At 45.3% G+C, this 13067-nt stretch carries 9 protein-coding genes; all 9 read left to right on the top strand.

Annotated features, from left to right (window positions below; translation table 11 throughout):
* Positions 1-1062 precede the first annotated feature (1062 nt).
* The 9 genes from ACO0KW_RS19055 (at position 1063) to ACO0KW_RS19015 (ending at position 12956) form a co-directional block, all read left to right on the top strand.
* Positions 1063-2535 (top strand): NAD-dependent succinate-semialdehyde dehydrogenase, encoded by a 1473-nt coding sequence (locus tag ACO0KW_RS19055; RefSeq protein ID WP_423054942.1) that lies wholly within the window; start codon positions 1063-1065, stop codon positions 2533-2535.
* A 121-nt stretch (positions 2536-2656) separates the two neighbouring features.
* Positions 2657-3874: a multidrug effflux MFS transporter gene (locus ACO0KW_RS19050; RefSeq protein WP_423054941.1), complete on the top strand. Its 1218-nt coding sequence runs from the start codon at positions 2657-2659 to the stop codon at positions 3872-3874.
* A gap of 318 nt (positions 3875-4192) precedes the next feature.
* Positions 4193-5212, top strand: coding sequence for a porin (locus ACO0KW_RS19045; RefSeq protein ID WP_423054940.1), 1020 nt, complete (start codon positions 4193-4195; stop codon positions 5210-5212).
* A gap of 264 nt (positions 5213-5476) precedes the next feature.
* Positions 5477-6010, top strand: a complete 534-nt coding sequence (locus tag ACO0KW_RS19040; protein ID WP_423054939.1) for a DUF3016 domain-containing protein — start codon at positions 5477-5479, stop codon at positions 6008-6010.
* A 262-nt stretch (positions 6011-6272) separates the two neighbouring features.
* Positions 6273-6953, top strand: coding sequence for a tRNA (guanosine(46)-N7)-methyltransferase TrmB (gene trmB, locus ACO0KW_RS19035; RefSeq protein WP_423054997.1), 681 nt, complete (start codon positions 6273-6275; stop codon positions 6951-6953).
* A 192-nt stretch (positions 6954-7145) separates the two neighbouring features.
* Positions 7146-8315 (top strand): MGDG synthase family glycosyltransferase, encoded by a 1170-nt coding sequence (locus ACO0KW_RS19030; RefSeq protein WP_423054938.1) that lies wholly within the window; start codon positions 7146-7148, stop codon positions 8313-8315.
* Between the two features lie 161 nt (positions 8316-8476).
* On the top strand, positions 8477-8920 hold the full coding sequence (locus ACO0KW_RS19025; protein ID WP_423054996.1) for a hypothetical protein: 444 nt from the start codon (positions 8477-8479) through the stop codon (positions 8918-8920).
* Positions 8921-9055: 135 nt separating this feature from the next.
* Positions 9056-11917 (top strand): M16 family metallopeptidase, encoded by a 2862-nt coding sequence (locus ACO0KW_RS19020; RefSeq protein WP_423054937.1) that lies wholly within the window; start codon positions 9056-9058, stop codon positions 11915-11917.
* A 94-nt stretch (positions 11918-12011) separates the two neighbouring features.
* Entirely contained in the window at positions 12012-12956 is a 945-nt protein-coding gene (locus tag ACO0KW_RS19015; protein WP_423054936.1) for a peptidylprolyl isomerase, read from the top strand.
* Positions 12957-13067: the final 111 nt, after the last annotated feature.

Genomic DNA, 13067 nt, shown 5'->3' with positions numbered 1-13067 from the left:
TTGATGCTTTGATAGGTGCGAATAGCGTAGTGTATTCGCACTTACGCGTTTGTCGAATTACGTTGTGTCAAAACGTGACCCTTTATCTGTACTTTGATCAATGCGATTATCAAATATACGTGTGATTACGTTTCACTAATTGCACTTACGGCGCTTCGACCCAATTGGGCTTTATGTGTTCATGTCCAGATTTTGCGGACATCTTTCGCAGATTTGGCTTGAAGTAGTAATTTCTATACCAAAATATCGACAGGGTAAGAGAGAAGTTTTTTTACATCAAAACCTTAATTCGGATTGAAATATGAGATCTATCAAGCATATAGGCACAGCAGTTGTGATTTGGGCTTTATTATTTGTAGCATTTTTATTTAAAGCTGAAACACTACCTAAGAGCTTGCACGATATATTCATGTTCCTGCTTGTCGGTCCGCCTTTATTTATTCTCGGTTGTTTCTTAGAGGAGTTCATCGGCGTAAGTTTGAATGGTGTGTTACTTTTTTTCTTTCCCGGTTTACGACACAAGTATCAAGAAGTTGAATTCCAGACTAGAGATCAATCATTTTCTATGCTTAGAATATTCTGGGCTATATTGCATTTGATTCTTATGATCTGTTTTTTCGGTGGGATTATATTTTTGTTTCACTATTTTTTTCCGACTTAAGCTGGTCATCGCTCTTTCAAAATGGATGTGGTTAGTGAAGAGTATTTGGTGCGCCTGCGTAGGTGCAACAAGAAATAGATATTGTGTGAATGGCGGCAAACTATTACATTTCGACATTTGAGAGATAAAAGCTGACCTTAAATCAATCAGCATTGGGTTACCATTTTTTACTGTGGTTTGCAAAAAAACAAATCTGGAGACACTGTTCCTTCATATCGGCTTATAAAGATAAATAGCCTAAAGCGAACAATAGTTCTCAGGCTAAACCAAGCAAGCCAAACACTTTTGGCGTATTCTTACATCTTTCCATACAGCATGTTAGTTAGACGCTTCTACCAAGCGTGATTACGCTTTTGCTTGCCATCTCGCCATCTTCGAATTCACCATATCGACGGAATGCCATGACCTCCTATATACGCCCGCAACTCAAAGACAATGCCTTAATCCACGACAAAGCCTTCATCCAAAACAATTGGATAGAAACCTCCACAAAATTCGCGGTCCACAACCCGGCAACGGGTGCCTTGATCGCTGAAGTAGCGAACTTGGATATCTCACATGCACAAGACGCGATCCATGCGGCGCAAACCGCTTTGCCAGCATGGTCAGGTTTAATAGGCAAAGAACGCGCCAACATTTTGCGTAAGTGGTTCGATTTGATCGTTGCGAATGCAGATGACCTTGCGGCCATCATGACGGCGGAGCAAGGTAAGCCTTTGGCGGAAGCGAAGGGCGAAGTTTTGTATGGCGCTAGTTTTGTGGAATGGTTTGCGGAAGAGGCGAAGCGGGTTTCGGGTGATGTGTTGGCGTCGACTTGGGTGGACAAGCGCACCTTGGTTTTGAAGCAGCCGATAGGAGTCTGTGCGGCGATTACACCCTGGAATTTTCCGTTAGCGATGATCACGCGTAAGGTGGCACCCGCATTGGCGGCGGGTTGTACGATAGTCATAAAGCCCGCGGAGCAAACACCTTTATCGGCTTTGGCCTTGGCGGATTTAGCATTGCGTGCAGGTATGCCTGCTGGGGTGTTGAATGTGTTGACAGGTGATGCGGAGCAATCGATCGCAATAGGGCGCGTGCTATGTAACAGTTCGGTGGTGCGGCATTTATCTTTTACTGGTTCGACGCCAGTCGGTCGTATTTTGATGCAGCAATGCGCGCCGACTTTGAAGAAATTGGCTTTGGAGTTAGGTGGTCATGCGCCGTTTATCGTGTTTGAAGATGCCGATGTGGATGCAGCAGTAGAAGGTGCTTTGCAATCTAAGTTTCGCAATGCTGGACAAACTTGTGTGTGTACGAATCGTTTCTACGTGCATGCGTCTTTGTATGAGCAATTTTTAGAAAAATTTGCACTGGCAAGTAAGAAAGTGAAAGTCGGTGAGGGTACCGAACTTGGTGTCAAACAAGGTCCGTTGATCGATCAGCAAGCTTTGGAAAAAGTGCAAACACATGTAGCGGATGCACTGGAGCAGGGTGCTCGTTTGATGGCGGGTGGTAAGCCACATGAAAAAGCGGGATTATTTTTTGAACCAACCATCATTGCTGACGTCAATCATCAGATGCTGGTGATGCGCGAAGAAACTTTTGGCCCGGTCGCAGCGGTCATGCGCTTTACTAGTGAAGATGAAGTGATTGCCGCGGCGAACGATACGGATTTTGGCCTGGCTGCATATTTTTATTCGCGTGACATTGGTCGTGTTTGGCGTGTCGCTGAAAAACTGGAGTACGGCATGGTCGGCGTGAACACCGGTTTGATTGCGAATGAAGTGACGCCATTTGGCGGCGTTAAGCAATCAGGTTTGGGACGCGAGGGATCCAAGTACGGTATGGATGAGTATTTGGAAATGAAGTATGTGTGCCTCGGCGGTCTGTAATTTTTCTCAGGTTTTTTGCTGAGTTAGGTTTGCGTTGTTAAATTTGGTTCTTTAGATTCGGCTCCTTGAATTCGGCTCTTTGAGTTCGGCTATTCGTTGTATTGGTATCAGAAAGTATTTTATGCGGTCAAAAACAAAACTCAGCAATGCCGGTCTGGCAACTCTACTCGCAGCCTTGTCTATGCTGGGGCCATTTTCTATTGATACGTATTTGCCTGCGTTTGGTTCTATTCAAGCCAGCCTGCATGCTTCTCCGATCGAGGTGCAGCAGACTTTGACAGCCTATATGTTGTCGTTTGCGGTGATGACCTTGTGGCATGGCGCTTTGTCGGATTCGTTTGGGCGACGTAATGTGGTGCTCGTCGCTTTAGTGGTTTTTGCGATTGCGTCGTTTGGCTGTGCGTCTGCACATACCGTGCATTATTTGTGGGTGTTCCGCATCATGCAGGGTGTTGCCGCGGGTGCTGGGATGGTCATTGGTCGCGCGATTGTGCGGGATTTGTATGAAGGCGCACCTGCTGAGCGCTTGCTGTCTATGGTGACGATGATTTTTTCAATCGCACCGGCGATTGCGCCGATTTTAGGCGGCTGGGTTGTGTATCACTCCGACTGGCGCACGATTTTCTTATTATTGTTCGTTTATACGATCTTGCTCTTTATTGGCTGTTACCGCTATCTACCTGAATCACTGCCGGTTGAAAAGCGTCAGGCATTTAATGTGGATTTTTTGTGGACGAGTTATCGCTCCGTGTTTAAGTCGCCCGGCTTTCATTTTATGGCAGGTACGATAGCGTGTAATTTCGCTGGTTTATTTTTGTTTATTTCATCGGCCCCCGCGTTTATCACGCAGCATTTGAAACTCGATGCGCAAAGTTTTGGTTGGCAATTTATTCCTATGGTCGGTGGGATTTTCTTGGGCTCTTTGGCAGCTAATCGGTTGGCGGGGCGCCTCAAAATTGCCCGCCAAGTGGCGATAGGGTTTATGTTCATCATCAGTGCTGCGAGTGTGAACTTGTTATTTCACTTTTTCTTTCCTCCAATGCTGCCATGGTCAGTTGTACCCTTGTTCTTTTATGCTTTTGGGATGTCGATCGTATTCCCCGGAGTGACTTTGCTGGTATTGGAATTGTTCCCGCATATTCGCGGAATTGTGGCTTCATGCCAGTCGGCGTCGGTCACTTTGTTGAGTGCATTTGTGGCAGGTGTATTGGCGCCTGCACTTGATCATTCGGTGTTGTCCTTGGCGCTCGGACAGTTTGGATTCGCCGTGCTGGGCCTGTGTTTGTGGTATGCGGGCCGTGCTTATTATCGCTCGCGTAGCGATGCCGGACACCGTTAAATTGAAACCTTAGTCGAAAACTTAGTTGCAAATTCGTTAGCCTTGCCCACTCTTTAACATCATTACTAAGTTCTTGTTGACGCCATCCCCTCGCACTAATTGACTACATGGATTGTAGTCAATTAGTGACAATCAAAATTTCCCCTGCAGAAAAATTGTTACGTCATCAAGTTGTCATTTTTGCTGACTACACTGCGTGCTGTCGTTGGATCGCTGTGTTGGTTCAAGGCTTTAAACAAAGACTTGTATACCGTTTTTGCGGCAAGTTTTTATCTGTTGCAGCAAAAAACAATTTTTTAATTTTCAGGAAATAAAACTATGAAAAAATCAATTCTTGCACTGGCCGCTTTGTCTACATTAGGTGCATTTTCCAGCGCTGCTATGGCGCAAACATCTGTCACTGTCTACGGTATCGTTGACGCTGGCGTAGCTTACAAAGATGCAGGTGCAGGCAAGCTCACTTCTTTGGATAGTGGTTTGAATTCCACTTCACGCCTGGGTTTTAAAGGCACTGAAGCGTTGAGTGGCGGTTTAAAAGCAAACTTCAATTTGGAAATGGGTTTGAAAGCTGATACAGGCGCAAATGATGCTGCGTTGTTCGCACGTGGCGCATGGGTAGGTTTGTCTGGTGAAGATTTCGGTTCTGTGAACTTTGGTCGCCATAAGTCTTTGACTTACATCTACGGTGCACAAATTGATCCATTCATGGACGGTTTGTTGGGTAAGACAGATCTGATGTTCAAGATCAATAATGTTCGTGATAACTCTGTAACGTACACATCCAATAGCTTCAGTGGTTTCTCTGTTGCTGCACAATATGGTTTCGGCGAAAAAGCAGGCGATGCAACAGCAAATCGCGTGACTAGCGTTGCTGCTTCTTACATCAATGGTCCATTGAACGCGAACATCGTTTGGGATCAAATGAAAGATGCTAACGGTAATTTAGCGATCGGCGGCGAAAAATTGTTGGCTGGCGCTTCTTACGACTTGGGTAAAGATTTCTACGGTATCAAATTGAACGCGATGTACGAAGAAATCAAAGGCTCCACCAGCTTGACTAACTTGAAAGAAACCAAAGAACAGTTGTATGTTGTTGGTGGTTCTATCAAAGAAGGCGCAAGCACCTTCATCATCAGTTACACAGATTCCAACGTTAAAACTAGTGTAAATGCGAATTCAAATCGTATCGCTTTAGGTTATACCTACGATTTGTCTAAGCGCACGAACTTGTACGCTTCTGTTGCAAACGTAAAAAATGAAAAATCCGTTAAGACTTTGGCTGACCTGAACGGTGCAACTGCACGTCTGTTCAACTTTGGTATTCGTCATAAGTTTTAATGTTTCGCCTTTCATTCTTGGTGGTGTAGAACCAGAATTAGGCAATCATTAAATCAAGATGCCGCTCAGCAATTTGTTGAGCGGCATTTTTTCTATTCGCGCAGAAAAAATTGTCGATTCTGATTGTCGATGCTGCTTGATAGATTCATTGAGCGTAGTTTGTCCAATTTTGTCTCAAAATATTAAGAAAATGTAATTTGCCTTGTTGTCGACTTTTTTTGCTCTACAATGCAAGTTAATTGAACTTGTAAGCGAGGTGACATCATGAAAAAATTCCTTTTTGCATTATTAGCGTTGACTTGTTATTCAAATTTTGCAGCCGCGGGCGAAGTGAAGGTTAACTGGGGTAAATTAGATGACTTTACCGAAATTAATCCCGGACACGAAACAAAAGAGCATTTCCGTGAGCGCTTAACGAAAGAATTTGAAGACGTTTTTGCGGCATTGGCGAAAAAATTACCTGATGGTTATCAACTGACGGTCAATATCAGCGATATCGATCTGGCAGGCGATATTCGCCCTGGAGCTTCGTTCAGTGTGAGTCAGATTCGTATCATGCGTGAAATTTACTGGCCGCGTATGAACTTCAGTTATGAGTTAAAGAACGGTCAGCAAGAGGTGGTTGCGCAGGCGAAAGAAGAATTGCGTGACATGGATTACTTACATCGAATTCGAATTCCCTCTGGCAGAACGTCGTTTGAATATGAAGAAAAAATGCTTAATGACTGGTTTAAAAAGCAAGTGTTGGCAGGAGTTTTTCCCACAAATGATGTAAAAGCAGTTACTGCCAACAAATAAGCTTGCTTCATTGCACATAAGATTGATTTTTATCATGAAGGCTAAACCTGCTTCTGGTTTGGCCTTTTTTGTTCTCTGAATTTGCCAATTGGAGCGTTAGCCACGTAAAATGGCGCCTTCCCGAAATTAGCCACTTCGCACTTGCCGCAAGCAAAGGCTCAGTGTACTAATCCCTGTTTTAGCTCTTCAAATTATACTCATGTCTACAGAACAACCTCCTCATGGTGATGCACCAGTGTCAAGCGACGAACCACGTAAACAAATGTTTTACGATCCAACCGAATATCGGATTCGAAGCTTTGTCACTCGCGCTGGGCGCGTGTCAGAAGCACAGTCTAAAGCGATTGAGAATCTGGGACCGAAATTCATGATCCCTTATCAAAAAGCCGTTCTTGATATCGATACGGCATTTGGGCGCCATGCGCCAACGATTTTTGAAATCGGCTTTGGTATGGGTGAGACGAGTGCAAAAATTTCTGGCCTGATGCCTGAGAAGAATTTTATCGGTGTTGAAGTGCATACGCCGGGCGTTGGCAATTTATTGAAACTCGTTGAAGCTGATGGCTTGCAAAATCAACGCATTATTCAACATGATGCCTACGAAGTGTTGACGAATATGATTGCGCCAGAATCCTTAGCTGGCGTGCATGTATTTTTCCCTGATCCTTGGCATAAAGCGCGACACAATAAACGTCGTTTGATTCAAGGCCCATTAGTCGCTTTATTAGCGTCGCGCATTCGATCTGGTGGTTATATCCATTGCGCGACCGATTGGGAAGAATATGCGGTGCAAATGTTAGAAGTATTGGGCTCAGAGCCAAGTTTGCAAAACACGGCAGAAGGCTATGCTCCACGACCGGATTATCGTCCTGTGACTAAATTTGAAAACCGTGGTTTGAAATTAGGCCATGGTGTGTGGGATTTGGTGTTTGAGAAAAAATAAATCTCTTGGTTGAGTTGGCAGATAACGCCAACTTTGACGGAATTTTTTTGGAAAAAACGCAGAGTGATGAGAAAAGCTCTGCGTTTTTTATTTGTATTTTATCGTCCATGTTTTATCCTTATTTTTATCCTTATTTTTGTACTTATTTTTTGTCACTATCCTGACATCTAACATCTCTACAATCTGCCGACTATGGCAGACAATACTCAAACATCCGGTAAAAAAATTCTTCTTTTAAGTGTTTCCGCAGGCGCTGGGCATGCGCGGGCAGCGGAGGCGATACGCGCTTACGCCGCCATCGCAGATCCCACAAGCACGGTGATTCATCTGGATGTGATGGATTACGTGACCAGCGGATTTCGTCAGATTTATACCGATTTTTATCTCAAACTAGTGAATCATGCGCCGACGCTGTGGGGCTATTTGTATAATTTTACGAATGAAGTGAAGCGCGATAGTACGATAGAAAAATGGCGGCGCGGATTAGAGCGGTGGAATGCCAAAAAGCTGTTACGTGAGATTCAAGCCTTTCAAGCGGATGCGATAATCTGTACGCATTTCTTACCTGCGGAAATGTTATCTCGCCTGATTGCCAGACAAGAATTACCTTGTCCGGTGTGGGTGCAGGTCACGGATTTTGATTTGCATAGAATGTGGATACATGAAGGCATGGCCGGCTATTTTGCAGCGAATCAAGAAGTCGCATTTCGTATGCGCTCCCAAGGCATAGCCGACGAGCGTATTCACGTCACAGGTATTCCCATCATGCCCGTCTTTGCGCAAGCACCGGCGCGTGCAATTTGTGCTGCGGAGTTTGGTGTAGACCCCACAAAATTAACCATCATCTTAATGGCTGGTGGCGCGGGTCTAGGCCAGTTAGATCAGTTAGCAGCGCAGTTATTGCAGATGCGATTTGATCAGGCGGACGATGTGATTCCATTTCAATTAATTGTCTTGAGTGGAAAAAATACAAAAGCTTTACAAGCATTACAGACTCTGGCACTGACCTATCCGAAACGCCTATTTCCTATTGGTTTCACGTCACAAGTTGAACGATTGATGGCTTGCGCAGATTTGATCATTACAAAACCGGGTGGATTGACGACCTCAGAATGTCTCGCAATGGCATTGCCCATGATAGTGAATGCGCCGATACCCGGACAAGAAGAACGCAATGCAGATTACGTGATGGAACAGGGCGCGGCGCTTAAGGCGATCGATAGTCTGGCGTTGGAATTTCGCATCAGAGAATTGATTGCACATCCATCGCGACTTCATCATATGCGAGAACAGGCAAGAAGCCTTGGGCAGCCATACGCGGCGCAATCGGTATTTGAAATTGTGAGTGGGCACTTGTCATAATGCGGATTAACTAAGAAGGAAAATTCATGCAGAACGGTGGGAATCTCCGCAAGGAACTTGGTGACGAAGTTGGCAGAAAACTTAGCAGCGGCGTCAGCCATGCCATCGGTCACGCATTCAATTGGAAAGGCCTGCTGCTGACAATAGTGTGGGTCAGTGTGATGGCGGTGTTTTTTGCCGAGGTTGAAATACAGATCGAAGGTGGGGCAGGTTGGGCGACTAGCTTGCCGACCTGGCGTGTTGAGCAACACTGGTTACTTGACATCTTTTGGGGTGGACGCGCCATGACAGGCTACCATGCCTGGATGTTTCCGTTCATCGCGATGATCTTTCATTTACCATTTTTTTTCTTGCAAACTTGGAGCTGGAAACTGCAAGCGCGCGCTTTGGCCTGCATTATGTTGTTTTGGATTGTGGAAGATTTTTTGTGGTTTATCCTCAATCCGGCTTTTGGCTGGGCACGCTTTAATCCGCAAGACGTGTTTTGGCATAAGCACTGGTGGTGGGGCGCGCCGCAGGATTATTGGACATTTTCTGCGCTTGCTATGCTTTTCTTTTGGTGGTCGTTTCGATATCATTTTCGGCCCATTGACGAAAATTTATAGCGCGTGGATATCAATTTTCATAGCGAGAACTTGATCTGTTGCAGATAGGGCTTAGGTTCACAACGATTGCATTTGTTTTATTTGCAAAATGAGAGTAATTTGCCCGCTATTCTTGTTTATTTATGTGGAAATTGTATGCGTGCATTGCTGTCCCGTTTCGCCGTTGTGTGCTTGTCGTCTTCTCTCTCGTTTATTCCTCTCTCAAGCGCTGTTGCGCAGACTACGGCCGTAAATACTAACGCGACTAGTTATGCCGCGCAGAATCTGATTCCATATTCGCCCAAATTAAGCAAAGGACGGTTGGCGAATGGCTTGACTTACTATATCCAGAAAAATACCAAGCCCGAACAAAAAGCCGAATTGCGTTTGGTGATCAAGGCGGGATCAATTTTGGAAGATGAAGATCAGCTCGGCCTTGCGCATTTCACTGAGCACATGGCATTTAACGGCAGCAAACACTTTCATAAAAACGCTCTGATTTCTTATTTGGAATCAATCGGTGTGAAATTTGGTGCGGATTTAAATGCCTACACGAGCTTTGATGAAACCGTTTATATTTTGCCGATTCCTACTGATAAACCAGAAAATTTAAACAAGGCAATGTTGGTTCTGGTCGACTGGGCAAATGGCTTGCAATTGGATCATGCTGAAATCGATCGTGAACGCGGTGTTGTATTGGAAGAAGCGCGTTTGGGTAAAGGCGCAGCAGACCGATTGCAGAAACAAATTTTACCTAAGATCTTGCACGGATCTTTGTATGCTGATCGGTTACCTATCGGCAAAGAGGCGACCTTAAAGACTTTTTCTTACGATGCACTCAAACGCTTTTATCGCGATTGGTATCGTCCAGATTTAATGGCTGTCGTCGTCGTAGGCGATGTTGATCCGGCTAAGACCAAGACCTTAATTGAGAAAAATTTTGCCGGTTTGAAAAATCCGGTGAAACCGCGCACCAGGCCGATCGCCACAATTCTTTTACAAAATATAGCGGAGGTCGTGATCGCAACCGATAAGGAAGCGAATCTTTCTACCGTCAGTATTTCACAATCCCGCTACCTGCAAAAGAATGACGGTAAGTTTGGCAGCTATCGTGAGCGTCGCATACAGAGTTTTTTTAATGTCATGCTGAGTAATCGCTTGCGCGAATTAGCACAATTACCCGAACCACCATTCTTGGGTGGCGGTAGCGGGATTAATCCCTTAGTGGCCGATTATTACGAATTGAATTCTACAGCTGCGATTGGCAAAGCCGGTGTGCAGGCAGCGATTGAGGCCTTACTACAAGAAAATAAGCGCGCTGCACTGTATGGATTCAGCCCGGGCGAGTTTGCACGTGCCAAATCGAACTCTTTACGTAGTCTGGAAAATGCTTACAACGAGCGCGACAAAGCGCAATCGGGTGAATTGGCTGCGGAGTTTATCCGTAATTTCTTGGCAGGTGAAGCTATTCCCGGCGTCGATGCAGAATACGTTTTTCACAAAGAGATCGTGAATGGCATAAGTTTGGATGAAATCAATCAATTTGCAAAAGCGGTATTGATCAATCAGGCACCGAAATTGATCGTATACCAAGGAACGGATAAACCTGAACATACGCTGCCAAGCAGCGAGCAACTACTGGCGATGGTCAAACACGCAGAGCAAAAAGAGGTGATCGCCTATACAGAAAAAGAAGTCACCAAATCTTTATTTGATACTCCGCCACAAGCTGGAAGTATTGTCAGTGAAGTTAAAAATGTTCCCTTAGGCACTATCGAATGGACACTCAGTAATGGCGTCAAAGTTGTGTTGAAGCCGACCGATTTTCAAAGTGATCAAATATTATTGAGCGCGACTCGTGCTGGTGGAACGGCATTGATTCCCGATGCGGATTTTTTGCAGGCGCGTTATGCGACGACAGTTGTCGGAGTGATGGGTGTCAAAGATCTTGCACCGATAGAATTAAATAAATATCTGGCCGGAAAGAGCGCCAGCGTCTCAACCAATTTTGGTGAGAATTCAGAGGGGGTTGCTGGCTCTTCCAATAGGGCTGACTTAGAGACGATGTTGCAAGTGATGTACCTGGCAATGACCGCCCCGCGACGTGATCCTGCTTTGTTTCAATCCTTCGTCGGCAAGCAGCAAGATGCCTTGCGTAATCAGATGGCATCGCCATTTGCTGTGTTTCAAGAACAGTTTATTCAGACGACTTATCCGGCACATCCGCGCATCCCGGTATTGGCCAAACCAGAGCATATTGCGCAGCTCGATTTGGACCGCTTGATGGCGATCTATCACTCACGATTTTCCAGCGCCAAAGGATTTACGTTCTTCTTGGTCGGAAGTTTTGACGTCGAAAAAATCAAGCCGCTTTTACTCACTTATCTTGCCAGTTTGCCTACCTCGGATATCGAAGTAGGTGTGAAGGATCACGGCTTACGCCCGTATTCCGGCATTATTAAGAAGGATGTATATGTTGGCAAAGAACAGCAAAGCATGGTGACTTTGCAGATGCATGGCGAGCGTACGATGAGTATCACCGAACGCATGCGTTTTTCTGCCATGATAGAAGTTCTGCAACTGCGTCTCACTGCCAAAATGCGAGAAGAATTGGGCGCTGTATATAGCCCGCGGGTGACTTCCTCGACTAGACTCATTCCGTATCAAGGCTATTCCATCGTATTGGCTTTGCCGAGCGGACCTGAACACGTCGACAAATTACTGCGTAGCAGTTTTGCCCTGATCGCTCAAATGAAGGCAACGCCCGTAAGTGAAGATGAACTTAATAAGGTCAAAGAGAATTGGCTGAAAAATCGTAAAGAAGATTTGAAGACGAATAATTTCTGGTTATCGATATTAAGCAGCTCGCTACAGCATCATGAAGATCCTGCTCACATTTTTACATACGAAGACCGCGTCAAACATTTGACACCCAAAGATATTCAGGAAGCCGCCAAAATCTACTTAGATACAAATAACTACATACAAATAGTGATGTACCCCGAGAAGGCGCCGTAAATAGGTTGCGGAACTTTTTCCTTGGAATATTTTCTTACGAAATTGCGCCTTCTTTAGGTAGCGGATGACTGAATTAATAGGAAAGAATCTCATCATGAAATTAGTCAATCAATTTGCACTTGCTGTTGCGGTAACCGGAATAGCAGTCAGTTCAAGTTTTGTCGTGGCGCAAACCAAAGCGCCTGTCGGTAAAGCTTCGCCAAAGTCTTCACCAATGCCAAAAGCGACCATGGCGGATGTATTAAAAGCGTCGCAAGCAAGTGATTGGCGTCCTTTGAATCCAGAAAATACGCTCTATCTAGAAATGGAGAAAGGCCGCGTCGTGATTGAGCTGGCCCCCGAGTTTGCACCGAAGAATGTGGCTAATATCAAAGCCTTAGTCAAAGAGGGCTACTTTGATGGTTTAGCCATGATACGTTCGCACGATAACTATGTTGCTCAATGGGGTGATGCGAGTGAAAAGCGCGAATTTAAGAATGCCGCGAAAAAGGTGGAAGGCGAATTTACGGTCAAGTATCAGACGAGTTCGGCGTTTACCCGATTGCCAGATGTCGATGGCTATGCACCGCAAGTCGGACATGTAAATAGCTTTGCCGCCGCACGTGATCCCAAAACACAAACCACCTGGCTCACGCATTGTTATGGTGCAATCGGTGTGGCACGTGGCAATGAAACCGATAGCGGCAATGGCAGTTCTTTGTATGCAGTGACTGGCCACGCGCCGCGCAATCTGGATAGAAATATCACTGTCGTTGGTCGCGTGATGTATGGCATAGAACTACTTTCCAGCTTACCGCGTGGCACAGGTGCTTTAGGCTTTTACGAAAAAGCAGAAGAGCGTACCCCGATCAAGACTGTACGCCTCGCTGCCGATGTGCCTGAAGTTGAGCGGTCCAAGTTAGAAGTGTTTCGTACCGATACCACGAGTTTTCATGCAATGATAGAAGCGCAAAGAAATCGTGGCGGTGACTGGTATAAGTTCGCGGCAAATCATATCGAATTGTGCAACGTACCGATTCCGGTGCGAGTCGTCAAGTAAGGTCTTATAAGACTAAACAGCTTAATTGAGATGTCGTTTGGTATTTCGAAAAATATCTATGAATGTGCTAAATTGATTTCTGTTGCCTAATAAAACAAAGAAAAAATGACG

The organism is Undibacterium sp. Ji22W, from assembly GCF_049340305.1.
Lineage (GTDB): Bacteria > Pseudomonadota > Gammaproteobacteria > Burkholderiales > Burkholderiaceae_D > Undibacterium.
Note: the sequence above shows the minus strand (reverse complement) of the source record. Positions and strands in the feature narration are given on the sequence as shown.